A 16,504-nucleotide genomic window follows, 5' to 3' on the forward strand; every position below is an offset into this window, starting at 1 on the left:
CCGACTGCAGCGTCTTGACAAACCATCACAGCCATCCTCAATTGGCAGGATGTCAGACCAATTCTCTTTAAACGAGTCCTTGTCGTGAGTGCGTCGCCCCGTGCACCGACGCGCATCGAGCCGTTGCCGCCGATGAACCGGGCGCAGCAAGTCGAGACGGCGCTGGCGCAGTATGTGGAGCATGCCGGCCTCAAGGCTGGGGACAGATTGCCGGCCGAGCGCGAATTGATGCTGGCGCTCAGCGTCGGCCGATCGACCATCCGTGAGGCGATCGGCAAGTTTCAGGCTCTGGGAGTGGTCGAAAGCCGCAAGGGTAGCGGCAATTACCTGCTGAAGCCGATTTCCGCCGGCACGGTCCATATGCCGCTCTCGTTCGAATCCGTCGGCCTTCGCGACGCCCTGTTGATGACGCTCGAGGTTCGCCGCGGTATCGAGGTCGAGGCCTCCATGGCCGCCGCCCGCCGCCGGACGGAAACGGACCTCAAGACCATCGAAGCCCGCCTCGATGAAATGGAGACCGTGCATCTTGCCGAGGGCACATCAGGCAAGGCCGATCTCGCGTTCCACCTCTCGATCTACGACGCCACCCACAACCCGCTGTTTCGGCAACTGCTGGAGCAGATGCGTGGCGGTTTCGAGCGCTTCTGGTCGAAGCCCTTCGATCGGCCGGATTTTGCGGCGCGCTCCTTTCCCTTCCACCGGACGCTCTTCGATGCGATCGCCGCAGGCAACGCTGAAGCTGCGCGAACGGAAACGCTGAAGATCCTCGCCATCGTCGAGGAAGATATCAAGGACATGTCGAAATGACCCCAGGCCACGATCTCTTCGATCCCGCCTCGCTGATCGTCGCCCATGACGAGACCCATGCCTTCGAGGCCGTCGTGCCGCCGATCGTGCAGACCTCGCTCTTCACCTTTTCGAGCTATGACGAGATGGTCGCGACCTATCGCGGCGAACGCAACCGGCCGGTCTATACGCGCGGCCTGAACCCGACCGTCCGTCTGTTCGAGGAAATGCTGGCAAAGCTCGAAGGCGCGGAGGATGCGCTCGCCTTTGCGAGCGGCATGGCGGCGATTTCCTCGACGGTCCTGTCCTTTGTCGAGCCCGGCGATCGGATCGTCGCTGTCCGCCATCTCTATCCCGACGCTTTTCGTCTGTTCGGCACCTTCTTCAAGCGCATGAACATCGCGGTCACCTATGTCGACGGTCGCGACGAGGCGGCGGTCGAAGCGGCCATGCCGGGCGCCAAGCTCTTCTACATGGAAAGCCCGACGAGCTGGGTGATGGAGGCGCATGATGTCGGCGCGCTCGGCGCCATCGCGCGCCGTCACGGCGCGATTTCGGTCATCGACAATTCCTGGGCAAGCCCGATCTTCCAGCAGCCATTGTCGCTCGGCTGCGATCTCGTGCTGCATTCCGCCTCCAAATATCTTGGCGGCCATAGCGATGTCGTCGCCGGCGTCGTGGCTGGCCCGAAGGCGCTGATCGACCGCATCCGGGGCGAGGCCTATCCCTATCTCGGCGGCAAGCTCTCGCCGTTCGACGCCTGGCTCATTGTGCGGGGCCTGCGCACCCTGCCGATCCGCATGAAGCAGCATCAGGCGTCCGCGCTGGAGATCGCGACGCGTCTTCAGGCGATGGATGTGGTGGAGACCGTGTGCCATCCAGGGCTTGCCAACCGCCTGCCGCCAGGGCTGAACGGCACGTCCGGCCTCTTCTCTTTCATCTTCCGCGAGGGTGTCGATGTCAGGGCCTTTGCCGATCGGCTTCGGCTCTTCAAGCTCGGCGTATCCTGGGGCGGGCATGAAAGCCTGATCGTTCCCGGCGAGGTCGTTCTGGAGCAGAAGGCGCAGCCGAACTCCGCACACACCTTCGGCATCAGCGCTCGCTCCGTCCGCCTGCACGTGGGGCTGGAGGGAACCGAAGCGCTCTGGGCCGATCTGGAGCCCGCCATCCACGCCGCGACATCCGCCGCCGCGTCCTAAAACTGACATTCAAATCAAAAAAAGGGAGAACAGCATGAAACGTCTGATCGCAGCCACACTCTTCACCGCCCTGATGGCTGGAACGGCTTTTGCCGATACCACCCTGAAGCTCGTCGAAGTCATCACCAGCCCGGAGCGTACCGAGACGCTGAAAAGCATCGTCTCCAAATTCGAAAGCGCCAATCCGGGCACGAAGGTCGAGATCGTTTCTCTGCCCTGGAGCGATGCCTTCCAGAAGTTCGCGACCATGGTCTCGGCCGGCGATGTGCCGGACGTCATCGAAATGCCGGACACCTGGCTCTCGCTCTACGCCAATAACGGCATGCTGGAGAGCCTGGAGCCCTATCTGAAAGAGTGGGAATACACCAAGGACCTCAGCGCCCGCACGCTGGAGCTCGGCCGCGACGTCAAGGACACGGCCTATATGCTGCCCTACGGTTTCTATCTCCGGGCGATGTTCTACAACAAGAAGCTGCTCGAACAGGCCGGCGTCACCGAACCGCCGAAGACGCTGGAAGCGTTCGCCGAGGCCTCCAAGAAGGTTTCCGCCATCCCCGGCAAGTATGGCTACTGCCTGCGCGGCGGCCCGGGAGGTTTGAATGGCTGGGTCATGTTCGGCGCCAGCATGGCCGGGTCCAACAGCTTCTTCAACGAAGACGGCACCTCGACCTTCGACAGCCCCGGTTGGATCAAGGGCCTGACCTATGTGGTCGATCTCTACAAGAATGGCTATGCTCCGAAGGACAGCGTCAACTGGGGCTTCAACGAGATCGTCGCCGGCTTCTACTCCGGCACCTGCGCCTTCCTCGATCAGGACCCGGACGCCCTGATCGCGATTGCGCAGCGTATGAAGGCCGAGGACTTCGGCGTCATGACCATGCCGAAGGGCCCGGACGGCAAGACCTTCCCGACCATCGGCTTTGCCGGCTGGTCGATGATGGCCTCGTCTGCCAACAAGGATCTCTCCTGGAAGCTCATCTCCACGCTCGAAGGGCCGGAAGGCAATATCGAGTGGAACAAGAAGACCGGCGCCCTGCCGGCTCTGACGACCGCCGAGAAGGACCCGTTCTATCAGAGCGAACAGTTCAAGGGCTGGTTTGCGGAGCTTGCCGACACGAACGCCGTGCCGACGACCATGCCGACCTATCTTGAGGAATTCGCTTTCTTCAAGGACTCGCTGGTCATCAAGACCTCGCAGGAAGCGCTGCTCGGCGACATCACGCCGGAAGAGCTTGGCAAGCAGTGGGCGGACTACATGACGAAGGCGCAGAAGAAGTTCCTCGCGTCGAAATAATCCCTCGTCGAGAGCCCGGCGCGCGGTCCTTCCGCTGCGCGCCGGGCTTCGCCTTCACGCTACAGTCTTTCAGGCTCAATCTGAGCCAGCCAGACTCTCGCTTTTATTGTTTTCGTTTGTCTTTTCAGGATAACCGGCTTCCACTTATCCCTGACAAACATGAGCGCCGGACCTTCAGGTGACGACTCCATGACCCTTTCCACGACCGGCAGCCGCCCGCGCCCGCGCAAGCCTTTCGCACGCCGGCTTGCCGATGCCGCCGAGCCATGGCTCTACACGGCACCCGTGCTCGTGCTTATCATCGCCGTCATGCTGGTGCCGCTTATACTCGGCCTGTCCTACGCGTTCCGCGATATCCAGCTGCTCAATCCGTTCTCCGGGGGATTCGTCGGGCTCGATCATTTTCGCGAGCTTTCGCAGGATACGGCCTTCTATCGCGCACTGCGCAATACGCTCTGGTGGACCGGAGCCTCCGTCTTTCTCCAGTTCTTCTTTGGCCTCATTCTGGCGCTTCTCCTCGACAAGCCGTTTGCCGGACGCGGCCTCGCACAGGCGCTGGTCTTTCTGCCCTGGGCCGTGCCCACTTTCCTTGCTGGGCTCAACTGGGCGTGGATGTTCAATCCGGTCATCGGCCCGCTGCCGCACTGGATGGTCTCGCTCGGCATCATGTCGGCGCCGAACAACATCCTTGCCGATCCGCATCTCGCCATGTGGGGGCCGATCATTGCCAATGTCTGGTGGGGCATTCCGTTCTTCGCGATCACCTTGCTCGCCGCCCTTCAAGCCATCCCGCGCGATCTCTATGAAGCCGCCGCGATCGACGGCGCCAATCCGTTGCAGCGCTTCACCTCGATCACGCTGCCCTTCCTCGCGCCGACCATCGCCATCACGGTCCTCCTGCGCACGGTCTGGATCGCCAACTTCGCCGATCTCATCATCGTCATGACCAATGGCGGCCCGGCCGACCGCACCCAGATCGTCGCGAGCTACATCTTCACGCAGGCGTTCAAGCGGCTCGATTTCGGCTATGCCTCGGCCATCGCGCTTGTCCTCCTCGTCCTGCTTCTCGCCTACTCCATGGTGATCGTCGTCATTCGCCAGCGCCTGATCGAGAAGGATTGACCATGAGCATCCTCCTCACCATCGCGCATCGCCTGGCCATTCTCGCCTATGTCGTCTTCGCGCTGTTCCCGCTCTACTGGCTGCTCAAGGTCTCGGTGACGCCGAACGACCTGCTCTATAGCGAAGGCGTGCGCATGTGGCCGTCGCATGCGACGCTCGAGCATTACCGCTACGTCCTCGAAAACAGCGCTTTCCCGATCTTCTTCCGCAACAGCCTGATCGTCGCCGGTTCGACGGCGCTGGCCGTCACGCTGATCTCGTCGCTCTCGGGCTATGCGCTCTCCCGCTTCGTCTTCCGGGGCAAATATGCCGTCGTGGCGCTGATGCTGATTACACAGATGTTTCCGCTGGTCATGCTGGTCGCGCCGATCTTCAAGATGCTCTCGCCGCTTGGGCTTACCAACAGCCTCACGGGCCTCATCATCGTCTACACCGCCTTTAACGTGCCGTTTGCGACCTTCCTCATGCAATCCTTCTTCGATGGCATTCCGAGGGATCTGGAGGATGCGGCGATGATCGACGGGGCAAGCCGGTTCACCGCCTTCCGCCAGATCATCCTGCCGCTGACACTGCCCGGCATTGCCGCCACACTCGGCTTCGTCTTCACGGCCGCATGGAGCGAGCTGCTGTTCGCGCTCATGCTGATCTCGGGCAACGACAGCGCGACATTCCCGGTCGGGCTTCTCACCTTCGTGTCGAAATTCTCCGTCGATTTCGGGCAGATGATGGCCGCGGGCGTCATGGCGCTGGTGCCGGCCTGCCTCTTCTTCCTCCTGATCCAGCGGTATCTCGTGCAGGGCCTGACGGCCGGCGCGGTGAAAGGGTAATCCATGGCCTCTATCGAAATGCGCGATATCGTCAAGACCTATGGAGACCACCCGGTGCTCCACGGCGTCGATCTGTCGATACAGGATGGCGAGTTCATCGTTCTCGTCGGCCCTTCCGGCTGCGGCAAGTCCACTCTGCTGCGGATGATCGCGGGGCTGGAATCGATCTCGTCCGGAACGATGTCGATCGACGGGCGCGAGGTCAACGATCTCAAACCCAAGGACCGCGACATCGCCATGGTGTTTCAGTCCTATGCGCTCTATCCGCACATGACGGTCGCCGACAATATGAGCTACAGCCTGCGCCTGCGCCGCACGCCGAAGGAGAAGATCGCCGCCGCCGTTGCCGCCGCGTCGGCCAAGCTCGGCCTCGATCCCTTCCTCGGCCGGCGCCCCAAGGCCCTCTCCGGTGGACAGCGGCAGCGCGTCGCCATGGGCCGCGCCATCGTCCGCCAGCCGAAGGCCTTCCTGTTCGACGAGCCGCTCTCCAATCTCGATGCACGCCTGCGCGAGCAGATGCGGGCCGAGATCAAGCGCATGCACGCCGAATTCGGCGCGACCTCCGTCTACGTTACCCACGACCAGATCGAGGCAATGACGCTCGCATCGCGCATCGTCGCGATGAATGCCGGTTCGGTGCAGCAGATCGGGGCGCCGCTCGAGCTCTACGACCGGCCTGCCAATCTCTTCGTCGCCGGCTTCATCGGCTCGCCGGGCATGAACATGCTGGAAGGCACGATGATTTCCGACAACGGGACGAGCCTTGTACAGCTCACCAACGGAACGACGATCTTGCTGGGGCAGGCGGTGGATCTGGCCGAGGGAACATCCGTCACGCTCGGCATCCGTCCCGAGCATGTCGCCATTCGTCCAGTGACCGGTGGCGTTGCGGCGTCCGTCGAACTGATCGAGCCGACCGGGCTCGGTATCATTCTGCACCTTACGGTGCATGGGCTGCCGTTCAAAATCTTCACCAGCGACCGGGCGCTTCTGGCACCGGGCACCGACCTGACGGTCGGCTTTCCCGCGGAGCGCTTGCATCTGTTCGGCCCGGATGGTCAGCGGATTGCGCTCGGCACGCTGGAAGGCAGCGGGGTCTCGTCGCTGACAGCGTCGTGATCGTCGAGCGACATCTTTAGGGGAACCTATCGAGTGGTTTGCGCCTTCTCCGGGCTGCAGGCTGCGCCGATCGTGGTCTGCGTCATCATCCTATAAGACGGAGTCACCATGACAAAGCGCAATACCCGCATCGCAACCATGACCCTTGTTCTTCTCGCTGGCGCTGGAGCGTCCTTCGCGCAGGCCCCGGCCACGGCATTGGTCGACGTGTCGGGAAAGACGATGGTTCCGGGCTTCAACGTTACGGCAGACGATCTGGAAAGCATGAACGTCTACAATGCGGCCGGCCAGAAGATTGGCGAGATCGAGGACGTCGTGGGCAGCGACAAGATGACCCCGACCGGCGTGGCCATCGATTTCGAACGCAGCGCCAATCTTGGCCGCGAGCATCGTGTGGTCGCGCTCGACAAGGTCAAGCAGAATGGTCTGCGTCTGGTCGTCGATATCGATTCCGCCGCTGCGGCACAGCTGCCAGTATACAACGATTGATCCGAACGAACGCCGGCGACCGTCGGCTTGCGCTTTGGAGATCGGAAACCGGCCCCTTCTCAGGGCCGGTTTTGCTTTGAGCAGGGCTCGACATCGTCGTGCACTCCCTATCGTCCAAGGCGCCGCACGTAACACGATGTCTTTCAGCTACGCTCGATGGCTTTCGCGGCCGCATCGAGCGCCGAGGCGATCGCCTCGATGGTCTCGGCATCGACCGTTTCCTGCTTCAGTCGGAGGCGCAGCGCGAATTTGACATTCTCCATGGCGCGCAGAACAGGCGGTGGAATGTGTCCACGGGCCGAGGGCGAGAGCCGGGCGAGCAGAATATCCGCCATCTCACGGTTTTCCATCAGGAACGTCTGTCCTTCCGCAGTGATGCGATAGAGCTTCCGGCCTTTTTCTTCCGGCTCGATCACCGCATAGCCCATGTCGTCGAGCCAGGCGAGGGTGGGGTAAGCGACGCCCGGGCTGGGGACGTAGTTGCCGCCCGACCTCTCCTCGACGGCCTTGATCAGCTCGTAGCCATGGCTCGGACGGTCCGCGATCATTGCAAGAAGAAGCAGGCGAAATTCACCGTAGTCAAACAGGCGATGCCGCCCGCCGCGCCGCTCTCCCTCATGTCCACCATGCCGGCCGTGCCGTTCGCCGTGGTCACCATGCTCCCCGCGGGGTCCGCCACGGTGTCCATGGCCGTGTCGCTCGTGCTTTCCGTGATGGGCATGCTTTCCCTCATGGGAATGCTCGGCGGGAGATTCGGCTGCGGGGTCGCGAATTTCCGTCCGAGGCTCCGGGGAAAGTATGCCGGCTGTTTCAGGTGAGGATGTCTGTTGATTATTTGTCATATCGTGGATATATCACGATATATCGGAATGTCAAACAGGTGCCCAACGGGTGGGTGCTCCGACAGACCGAACCCTCGTCTCCGTGTCTTCTGAAAGGACGCCCGACCATGACATATTCAACGGTCACATCTGCCGAGCCGCCGCCGCACATCGAGCGCGTCCGCCACGTGCTCACCCGCCGAAAGCTCACGGTTTCCGCCATCGAATACGTGACGCCCGCCATGTTGCGGATCACCCTTGGTGGTGAAGACCTTGCCGGCTTCACGAGCCTGTCTCCCGACGACCATGTGAAGATCCTGCTGCCATCGACCGCCGGCGAGGAGGAGCGTCGCGACTACACGCCGCGTCATTATGATGCCGAAACCGGCAGCCTCGTCATCGACTTCGCTGTCCATGACGCAGGCCCGGCAACGCAGTGGGCTGTGAACGCGAAGATCGGTGACGAACTGCAGATTGGCGGCCCCCGCGGTTCGGCCGTTGTCTCTCCGGAGGTGAAGCGGTGGTTGCTTATCGGCGACGAGACGGCCCTGCCGGCGATCGGCCGCCGGATCGAGGAAGCTGGGTCTGAGCATGTCATGACGAGTCTCGTGGCGGTTGCCGGTCCTGAGGAAAGGCAGCTGTTCGAAACGAAAGCATCGCTGAATGCGCTCTGGGCCTATCGCTCCCTGGCGTCGGCGAACGACGCAACTCCACTTCTCGACCTTCTGAAGACCGTCACGATCGAACCGGGAACCTTCGTCTGGATCGCGGCGGAAGCCTCCGTCACCCGCGCCCTGCGCGCCGAGGTCGAACGGCGCGGCCTGCCGCAGGGCTGGCTGAAAGCGGCCGGCTACTGGGTCATGGGGAAGGCGGATGCCCATGAGAAGTTCGAATAAAAAAGCTTGAGTAACATAAATGAAAACAGGCCCGACGGAAGGCCGGACCTGTTTAGTCTCATCGATCACACGTCGCCTAGAAAACGGCGAGATACTTCAGCAGCGAGATAATGCCGATGATGATAACGATGATCTGGACGATCTGCTTCGCACGGCCATCGATCGGCAGACGTGCGACAAGATAGAGAACCAGAACAACGACGAGAAACGTGATCAGGATGCTGATCAGTGCAGAACTTCCCATAACCCCAACTCCTTACATTCAAGGCCTCCGGAAATGCCTCCAGGACGCTAGAAAGTGAGATATGGCGGTTCCCTGTGAAGGGAAGGGCGTATCCGTCTGAAATTGATGGAAACTTGACGATGGCCATCGACAGGCTTGCTCAGTCGCCGATCAGCCCGTCGAAGACTTCGAGCATCGCCTCGGAAATCGCAGTGCCCAGCGCTGCGGCGGTGGCGGCCAGAGCATCGTCGTTCATGTCGCGCGCGGCGATCGCGAAGGCGGCGCCCTCGCTGGTGACGATCTCCTGTGCGCGCTGGATCGCCCAGAGCGCAAAGTCGCTGCGGCTGCCGATTTCAGTGGTTTCCACGGGCTTGCTCCTGACGTTGACCTGTCATCGGGTTATACTGATCTGAGCGAGTCCCGATAGACTCAAAGGACGAGACGGGCATAAGAGGCGGCCAATGGCAGTGCAGTTCGATATGTTTGCGCATGAGGCGCGCGAGATGGCACGACCGGCGACACGACGCGCGCGGCCGGCGCTATTGCCGTCCGGCCCGGCAGCGGAAGCGAGCCTTGTCGAGCAATTGACCCGTACCGGACGCTACCGAATCCTGCGCAAGCTGGAGCCACGCGCGGTCACCACGAAGCCGCGGCCGGGCTTCCCGCTGCGCGGCGTCATTCTGGATACGGAAACGACCGGCCTTGATCATCGCCGCAACGAGATCATCGAGATCGGCGCCATTGCGTTCACGTATAATGCGAGCGGCGACATCGGGGACATCACCGGCGTCTTCGGTGGCTTGCGGCAGCCTCTGGCGCCTATTCCCTTGGAGATTACGCGTCTGACGGGGATCACGGACGAGATGGTCGAGGGGCAGCAGATCGACGTGGCGGCTCTGGAAGCCATGATGGCGCCCGCCGACCTTATCATCGCCCATAACGCAGCCTTCGACCGGCCTTTCTGCGAGACCTTCCACCCTGTTTTTGAACGCAAGGCATGGGCCTGCTCGAATGCGGAGATCGACTGGTCGGCACGCGGCTATGAGGGCACCAAGCTCGGTTATCTCATCGGTCAGGCCGGGTTCTTTCATGAGGGGCACCGGGCGGTGGACGATTGCTTCGCGCTTCTCGAAGTGCTGAACCGTGCAGTCGATGGCGTTCCCACGGCCTTTGCCGAACTGCATGAGGCAAGCCAGGCCAGCCGCGTGCGCATCTATGCCGAGCACAGCCCTTTCGATATGAAGGACCACCTGAAGGCACGGGGCTATCGCTGGGCGGACGGCAGTGACGGTCGACCGAAATCCTGGTGGATCGAGATCGCCGAGGAGGCCGTGGACGAGGAACTGCGGTTCCTGCGCAGCGAGATCTACCGCTATCCCGAAGCCGATCCGCCCATGCGGCGGCTGACGGCCTTCGACCGTTTTCGCACCTGATCTTGAGGATCCTCTTTGCGAGTCCTGCTTCTACCGCATGGCTGCACTGCAAAGACGTCTCTGGGAGATGTCGCCAAAATCCGTATACTCAGATCCGACGAAGCGATGCACCTCCTCCCGCAAAGCTTCGTTCCGCAGACGCTCCACTCCTCCTCCCAGGGACGTCTGTTCGAACATCGGCACTCCTCCTCCCAGCCCATGTTCGGTTTTTTCGGAAAGCCTGCCGCACCTCCTCCCGCGGCAGGCTTTTCCGTTTCTGGAGGTTTTCGCCTTTGTTGCTTGAGTATGGTCGTTTCGGTCACCGGTTCTGGCGTCCATCACCTTTCCGCGCGTTCGGCGCATGCGAAAATGCCCTGCATCGCGAAATGCAGGGCGCGGGAATAGGTGGCGATACGTGCGCCCCTATCGGAACACAGCCGGGAGCCAGAGGGAGAGCGCGGGAATGTAAGTGACAAGCAACAACACCGCGATGCTTGCACCGAAGAATGGCCAGATCGTCTTCATGGCCTCCCGGATGGAAATGCCGCCCACCGCGCAACCGACGAAGAGGACCGTGCCCACCGGCGGCGTGTTCAGCCCGATGCCGGCATTGAGGATCATCACCACGCCGAAATGGACGGGATCGACGCCGAATGCCTTGACGACGGGCAGGAGAACCGGTGTCGCGATGATCACCATCGGCGCCATGTCCATGAAGGTACCGAGCAGCAGCAGGATGATGTTGATGACCAGGAGAACGATAATCGGATTGTCGGAGATGGCGCTGATCGCCGCGATCATCAGGGTCTGGACCTGCAGGAAGGCCATCAGCCAGCCGAACGCGGCCGCCGTGCCGATGACGAGCAGCACCATGGATGTGGTGCGGGCCGCCCCGAGCACCGCCTCGACGAAACCGGACCAGTCGAGTTCGCGATAGACGAGGGTGGCGACGAGGAAGGCATAGAGCACGGCGATGCAGGAGCTTTCCGTAGCCGTGAAGATACCCGAGCGCACGCCGCCGAAGATGATGCCGATCAGGAGCAGGCCGGGGAACGACGCCAGCAGGTAATAGCCGACCTTTGCGAAACCGGGGAAGGGTTCCGCGGGGTAGCCGCGCCTGCGGGCGACGATATAGGCCGTGATCATCAGGGCGCCGGCCAGCATGAAGCCGGGAACGATGCCGGCTGTGAAGAGATCGGCGACCGAGACGTTGCCGCCCGCAGCGATCGAATAGAGGATCATGTTGTGCGATGGCGGGATCAGCAGCGCGATGATCGCGGCATTGACCGTGACGTTGACCGCATAGCCGCGATCATAGCCGCGTGCCGCCATCTGCGGGATCATCAGTCCGCCGACGGCGGAGGCATCGGCAACGGCCGAGCCGGAAATGCCGCCGAAGAGGGTCGAGGCTACGATGTTGACCTGTCCGAGCCCGCCTTTGAGGTGACCGACGAGGCCCGCGGCAAAGCGGATCAGACGCGTAGCAATGCCGCCGCGCACCATGAGGTCTCCCGCGAAAATGAAGAACGGGATCGCCATCATGGCAAAGACGTTCATGCCGGAATTCATCTGCTGGAACACGACGATCGGCGGCAGGCCCATATAGAGCACGGTGGCGACCGACGCGATGCCGAGGCAGAAGGCGATGGGCATGCCGATGAACATCAGCGTGGTGAACGTGCCGAAAAGGATGGTGTAAGCCATTACGCAATCTCCGTCAGCACGACGACGTCGGTGACTTCCTGGCCGAGGGACACATCGACGAAGCGTTCTGCTGCAAACAGCGAGATCAGCACGCCACCGACGATCATGGGAATGAAATCCACCCCGCCCGGCCATCCGAGAACCGGAATGCGGGCGCTCCACGTGCCGGCAGCCAAGAGGACCGCATAATAGGCCATGGCGATGCCGAAGAGGGTGATGAGGCCAAGGCTGATCTGGTCCATCAGCTTCTGGACGGCGGGCGAGACCATGTGGTGCACCAGATCGAGGCCGAGATGCACGCTCTCGCGAACGCCGACGGCGGCGCCCAAAAGAATGAACCAGGACATGAGATGCAGCGATAGCGGCTCCGACCAGCTGGGCGTGTCGTTCAGCACATAGCGGCCGAACACCTGCCAGCCGATGATCAGCGTCATCGCGACGATCCCAAGGCCGGCGAGGTAGAGCGCCGTCCGGTTGAGCGCGGCCAGAATCGGCCGCACAGACGACATGAAATGCCGCATTGCAGAGTCCTCCCAAAGAGCCGGTGGAATGCCCGCGCCGGCATATGCAAAAACAGGCCCCATCACGGGGCCTGTCGACGCTGATATTATTGAACGGCCTGGACGCGCTCGAGCAGGTCCTTCATGGCGGGATCGGTGACGAAGCGGTCGTAGACGGGCTTCATCGCGTCGGCGAAGGGCTTCTTGTCGACCTTGATGACGTTGTTGCCGGCCGCGCGAACCTTTTCCTCGGAGGCCTTTTCGCGCGCCGTCCACAGCTCCCGCATCTTGCCAACCGAATCCTTGGCGGCCTGGCGCAGCAGAGTCTGGTCTTCGGGCGTCAGTTTGTCCCAGGAGATCTTGGAAATGACGAGGATCTCAGGGTTCAGGGAATGTTCGGTCAGCGTGTAGTTCTTCGCGACCTCGAAGTGGCGGGCGGACTCGTAGGAAGGCCAGTTGTTCTCGGCACCATCCACGACGCCGGTCTCCAACGACGAGTAGACCTCGCCCATCGGCATGGGCGTCGGGTTGGCGCCGAAGGCCTGCATCATGGCGATCCAGAGGTCGGACTGCTGGACGCGGATCTTCATACCCTTGAGATCGTCCAGCTTCTCGATCGGCTTTTTGGTGGTGTAGAAGGACCGGGCGCCGCTGTCGTAGAAGGCAAGACCGACGAGGCCATGCGGCTCGAATGCCTTCAGCACCTCATCGCCGATCGGTCCATCCACCGTATGGTGCATATGATCGGTGGAGCGGAACAGGAAAGGCAGTCCGAGAACCGTGGTTTCCGGCACGAGATTATTGAACGGCGCAGCGTTGACGCGGTTCATGTCGATGACGCCGAAGCGCGTCTGCTCGATCGTGTCCTTCTCGTTGCCGAGAACGGCATTGTTGGACACGTCGATCTTGATCCGGCCGTTCGACCGTTCCGAGAGCAACTGCCCCATATATTTGACCGCCTCGACGGTCGGATAGCCATCGGGATGGATGTCCGCGGAACGCAGGGTGATCTCCTGCGCCTGTGCGGTCGATGCGGCGAGGGCGATGCCCAGCGCCATGATCAGTTTGCCTGCGATGTTCATGTGTTTCCTCCACCGTTTCAAAAAATCCGGCTCTCCTCTGCCGGACCGCGTCAAATTCTCTTTTCGACCGCCTGCCATGCGGGAAGGCCGAACAGTTCTACCGGATTATCGACCAGCGCCTGACGAATGGCCGCTTCGTCGCCGATCCAGCCGAGAACCGTATCGGCCAGAGCGATGTCGTCGGGATAGGCGTCCTGCGTCTTCGCCAGATTGTGCGGCCAGTTGCTGCCCCAGACGATGCGCTCCGGCGCATGCACTGCCAGAACCCGCGAGAAGGCTGCGACATCGGGATAGTCAGGTCCGCCGGAACGGGAGGACTCGTAGACGCCGGCGAATTTGAACCAGCACCGACCGCCATCCATCAGCCCTCGCAGCGCCGTGATCTCGGCGCCATCCGGTGCGGCGCCTGCAAAGAACTTGCCGTGATGATCGAACACCCAGCGCGATTTCAGCGCCTTCAGCCGATCGACATGGTCGAGAATTCGGTTGCCGTCGAACTGGACGGCGACCATCCAGCCACGGCTTGCAGCCTTGGCATCGACCGCTTCCAGAGCATCGAGGCCGACGGCACCGCCCGGGAGATCCATGATGCGCACACCGACGACGCCGGCGGCCGAGAGACGATCGAGTTCGCCTTCGCTCGTCTCGGCATCGATGACGGCAACGCCGCGGGCGACGTCGCCCATCTCCGTCAGGCAGGCGATGAGGTTGCCGTTGTCGCGCTGATGGGCATTGCCCTGTGTGATCATGACACGGTCGATACCGAGCCATTTCATGAAGGCGCGGTATTGATCGGCGTCGGGCAGGCTGCCCGCCGGAAGGTCAGGACCGCCCGGCTGCGCCGGATATCCCGGCAGATACATATGCATTTGCGAATCGACGGAGCCTGCGGGGAAGGCGATCCTCGGTGCTGGTCCGGAAAGAGGTCTGACGAGCATTAGATGTCCTTTCCTGCGTCGGGCATGCGGTATTCGGCCAGCGCATCGCGATCGATCTCGATGCCGAGACCGGGGCCATTCGGGATCGTGACGACACCATCGACATGGTCGATCGGCGTCTTCACCACCGCCTGCCGGAACGGGTTTTCCGTGCGGTCGAATTCGAGGATTGGCTCCACCGGATTGACGCGCATCGGGCTCGGCACCATCGCTGCCATGAACTGGAGGGCGGCGGCGATATGCACTGCCGTTCCCCAGACATGCGGCACGACGCGCACGCCGTGAAGGGCTGCAAAATCCGTGATCCGTCGCGCCTCCGTGAAACCACCGGTGCCCGCAAGATCGGGCTGGAGGATATCGACGGCGCGGGTCTCGATGGGTTCGCGCATTCCCCAGCGGCTGTGCCACGTCTCGCCGCCTGCAACCGGGATCGGCTGGCGATCGCGAACCTCACGATAGGCGGCAAGCTGCTCGGGCACGACAGGTTCCTCGAACCAGTCGATATCGAGTTCGGCCGCGGCGTTGCCGAAGCGGATGGCGTCCAGTGCATCGTAGCCATGATTGGCATCGACCATGATGCGGAATTCCGGGCCGACGGCATCGCGCACAGCCCGCACGATCGCAAGGTCCTCGGCAACGCCGAAGCCGATCTTGATCTTGCTCGCGTGAAAACCTTCGCGCTGATAGCGGGTAATGTCGGCGACATTGTCATCCAGCCGATTGACGCCGTCCCGCTTAAAACTGCCGGTGGCATAGGCCTTGACGCTCTCGCGGAAGCGGCCGCCGAGGAGGGTCGAGACGGGCACACCGAAATGCTTGCCCTTGATGTCCCAGAGCGCAATGTCGATGCCGGACAGCGCCGTGATGGCAAGGCCGCGCTGGCCCTGGTCGCGCAGAGCATTGTAGAGCACGGCCCAGATCTTTTCGGTTTCCAGCGGGTCGGCGCCGATCAGCCACTGGGTATAGGCCTTGACCACGGCGGCATTCGGCCGGGCAGGGCCGAGGCATTCGCCCCAGCCGACGAGACCGTTGTCGCAGACCACCTCGACCAGGATATGCGCCCGCCGGTCGAACCGCATGGACGCACTCTCGAACGGCGTCGGCAGCCGGTATTCCAGCAGATGGGTGTGGACCGCCGCGATCTTCATCTCAACGCCTCCAGGGGTCGATCAGCTTGTCGAGGATGCCTTCTTCCTCTGGCGTCAGGTCGGAAAGCGGCGGCCTAACCGGGCCGGCATCGAAACCTTGCAGCCGCACGCCAGCCTTGACGGCAGCAACGGCATAGCCCTTGCGGCGGCTGCGAAGTGCCATGAAGGGATAGAAGAAATCCTTCAGGATCGTCTCGCAACGCGCACGGTCGCCGCCGCGCAGGGCGTCGTAGAATTCGACCGCGAGCTTCGGCACGAAGTTGAAGACGGCCGAGGAATAAGTGGTGAAGCCCGCTGCCAGATAGGCTTCCGCGAACAATTCCGCCGTCGGCATGCCGCCGAGATAGGTCAGCCGGTCGCCCATGGTGGCGGAGATCTGGCGGATGAGGCCGATATCGCCGGTGCCATCCTTGAAACCGATGAGGTTGGGGCAGGCGTCGCAGAGCTTCTGCAGCGTATCGACCTGTATGACCGAATTGTCGCGGTTGTAGACCATGACGCCGACGCCGACCGACTGGCAGACGCGCCGGACATGCTCGAAGATGCCGTCCTGCGGCGCATCGATCAGGTAGTGGGGCAAAAGCAGGATGCCATCGGCGCCTGCCTTCTCCGCGCTGCGGGCGATTTCGATCGCGATCTCCGTGCCATAGCCGCAGCCGGACACGATGGCGGTCTTGCCGGCCGCTTCCTTTGCGGCGCGGATGATGTCGGGAATTTCACGCGGGGCAAGCGAGAAGAATTCGCCCGTGCCGCCGGCCGCAAACAGAACGGGCGCCGGGAAACCGGCCAGCCATTCGACATGCCGGCGATAGCTCTCGGCCTGGAAAATTCCGTTTCCATCAAAATGGGTCACGGGAAATGACAACAGGCCAGCGCCAAGCACGACCTTTACGTCTTGCGGGTTCATCGGGATGTCCTCTTTGCCTCCTCCGGCATCCCGAGAT

At 62.2% G+C, this 16,504-nt stretch carries 19 protein-coding genes; 9 read left to right on the forward strand and 10 right to left on the reverse strand.

From position 1 onward, the window contains the following. Positions 1–132: 132 nt before the first annotated feature. The 7 genes from G8E10_RS07030 (at position 133) to G8E10_RS07060 (ending at position 6,836) form a co-directional block, all read left to right on the forward strand. On the forward strand, positions 133–807 hold the full coding sequence (locus G8E10_RS07030; RefSeq protein WP_110802492.1) for a FadR/GntR family transcriptional regulator: 675 nt from the start codon (positions 133–135) through the stop codon (positions 805–807). Next, complete coding sequence (locus G8E10_RS07035) at positions 804–1,985, forward strand: PLP-dependent transferase (protein ID WP_110802484.1); 1,182 nt, start codon at positions 804–806, stop codon at positions 1,983–1,985. Before G8E10_RS07030 ends, G8E10_RS07035 begins: the two co-directional genes overlap by 4 nt. A 34-nt stretch (positions 1,986–2,019) precedes the next feature. After that, entirely contained in the window at positions 2,020–3,279 is a 1,260-nt protein-coding gene (locus tag G8E10_RS07040) for an ABC transporter substrate-binding protein (protein ID WP_110802481.1), read from the forward strand. A gap of 189 nt (positions 3,280–3,468) precedes the next feature. Continuing rightward, positions 3,469–4,401 (forward strand): carbohydrate ABC transporter permease, encoded by a 933-nt coding sequence (locus G8E10_RS07045; RefSeq protein ID WP_110728904.1) that lies wholly within the window; start codon positions 3,469–3,471, stop codon positions 4,399–4,401. 2 nt (positions 4,402–4,403) lie between these two features. Further along, positions 4,404–5,228: a carbohydrate ABC transporter permease gene (locus G8E10_RS07050; RefSeq protein WP_110802479.1), complete on the forward strand. Its 825-nt coding sequence runs from the start codon at positions 4,404–4,406 to the stop codon at positions 5,226–5,228. 3 nt (positions 5,229–5,231) lie between these two features. Then, entirely contained in the window at positions 5,232–6,347 is a 1,116-nt protein-coding gene (locus G8E10_RS07055) for an ABC transporter ATP-binding protein (RefSeq protein ID WP_110802477.1), read from the forward strand. Positions 6,348–6,455: 108 nt separating this feature from the next. After that, on the forward strand, positions 6,456–6,836 hold the full coding sequence (locus G8E10_RS07060) for a PRC-barrel domain-containing protein (RefSeq protein WP_110802475.1): 381 nt from the start codon (positions 6,456–6,458) through the stop codon (positions 6,834–6,836). A 143-nt stretch (positions 6,837–6,979) separates the two neighbouring features. Here G8E10_RS07060 and G8E10_RS25855 read toward each other — a convergent pair whose 3' ends face one another. Continuing rightward, a complete protein-coding gene (locus G8E10_RS25855; RefSeq protein WP_207901548.1) occupies positions 6,980–7,384 on the reverse strand; it encodes a PadR family transcriptional regulator in 405 nt (134 codons plus the stop codon). Further along, the gene (locus G8E10_RS25860) at positions 7,381–7,557 is read right to left on the reverse strand and encodes a hypothetical protein (RefSeq protein WP_207901549.1); all 177 of its coding nucleotides are present in this window, start codon (positions 7,555–7,557) and stop codon (positions 7,381–7,383) included. The genes G8E10_RS25855 and G8E10_RS25860 overlap by 4 nt, the downstream gene beginning before the upstream one ends. Before the next feature lie 228 nt (positions 7,558–7,785). On the opposite strand from G8E10_RS25860, the gene G8E10_RS07070 reads away from it, so the two are divergent. After that, the gene (locus tag G8E10_RS07070; RefSeq protein WP_110807738.1) at positions 7,786–8,553 is read left to right on the forward strand and encodes a siderophore-interacting protein; all 768 of its coding nucleotides are present in this window, start codon (positions 7,786–7,788) and stop codon (positions 8,551–8,553) included. 76 nt (positions 8,554–8,629) lie between these two features. Here the strand turns inward: G8E10_RS07070 and G8E10_RS07075 are convergent, their stop codons facing one another. Both G8E10_RS07075 and G8E10_RS07080 read right to left on the reverse strand, forming a co-directional pair. Further along, complete coding sequence (locus G8E10_RS07075; protein WP_092936807.1) at positions 8,630–8,797, reverse strand: Thivi_2564 family membrane protein; 168 nt, start codon at positions 8,795–8,797, stop codon at positions 8,630–8,632. Between the two features lie 139 nt (positions 8,798–8,936). Continuing rightward, on the reverse strand, positions 8,937–9,143 hold the full coding sequence (locus tag G8E10_RS07080) for a hypothetical protein (protein WP_110802470.1): 207 nt from the start codon (positions 9,141–9,143) through the stop codon (positions 8,937–8,939). 94 nt (positions 9,144–9,237) lie between these two features. Here G8E10_RS07080 and G8E10_RS07085 point away from each other — a divergent pair, with 94 nt between their 5' ends. Further along, on the forward strand, positions 9,238–10,209 hold the full coding sequence (locus G8E10_RS07085; protein WP_110802468.1) for a 3'-5' exonuclease: 972 nt from the start codon (positions 9,238–9,240) through the stop codon (positions 10,207–10,209). Positions 10,210–10,611: 402 nt separating this feature from the next. Here G8E10_RS07085 and G8E10_RS07090 read toward each other — a convergent pair whose 3' ends face one another. The 6 genes from G8E10_RS07090 to kdgD form a co-directional block, all read right to left on the reverse strand. Further along, positions 10,612–11,892 (reverse strand): TRAP transporter large permease, encoded by a 1,281-nt coding sequence (locus tag G8E10_RS07090; protein ID WP_110802466.1) that lies wholly within the window; start codon positions 11,890–11,892, stop codon positions 10,612–10,614. Continuing rightward, positions 11,892–12,413, reverse strand: coding sequence for a TRAP transporter small permease (locus tag G8E10_RS07095; RefSeq protein ID WP_110734815.1), 522 nt, complete (start codon positions 12,411–12,413; stop codon positions 11,892–11,894). The genes G8E10_RS07090 and G8E10_RS07095 overlap by 1 nt, the downstream gene beginning before the upstream one ends. A gap of 86 nt (positions 12,414–12,499) precedes the next feature. Beyond that, complete coding sequence (locus G8E10_RS07100) at positions 12,500–13,474, reverse strand: TRAP transporter substrate-binding protein (RefSeq protein ID WP_110802464.1); 975 nt, start codon at positions 13,472–13,474, stop codon at positions 12,500–12,502. Positions 13,475–13,524: 50 nt separating this feature from the next. Continuing rightward, positions 13,525–14,412 carry an amidohydrolase family protein gene (locus G8E10_RS07105; protein ID WP_132664983.1) on the reverse strand — a complete coding sequence of 296 codons (888 nt, stop codon included), beginning with the start codon at positions 14,410–14,412 and terminating at the stop codon, positions 13,525–13,527. Next, positions 14,412–15,560 carry a mandelate racemase/muconate lactonizing enzyme family protein gene (locus tag G8E10_RS07110; protein ID WP_110802460.1) on the reverse strand — a complete coding sequence of 383 codons (1,149 nt, stop codon included), beginning with the start codon at positions 15,558–15,560 and terminating at the stop codon, positions 14,412–14,414. Before G8E10_RS07110 ends, G8E10_RS07105 begins: the two co-directional genes overlap by 1 nt. A gap of 1 nt (position 15,561) precedes the next feature. Then, positions 15,562–16,467 carry a 5-dehydro-4-deoxyglucarate dehydratase gene (gene kdgD, locus G8E10_RS07115; RefSeq protein ID WP_110802458.1) on the reverse strand — a complete coding sequence of 302 codons (906 nt, stop codon included), beginning with the start codon at positions 16,465–16,467 and terminating at the stop codon, positions 15,562–15,564. Positions 16,468–16,504 lie beyond the last annotated feature (37 nt).

The organism is Ferranicluibacter rubi, from assembly GCF_011603255.1.
Taxonomy (GTDB): domain Bacteria; phylum Pseudomonadota; class Alphaproteobacteria; order Rhizobiales; family Rhizobiaceae; genus Ferranicluibacter; species Ferranicluibacter rubi.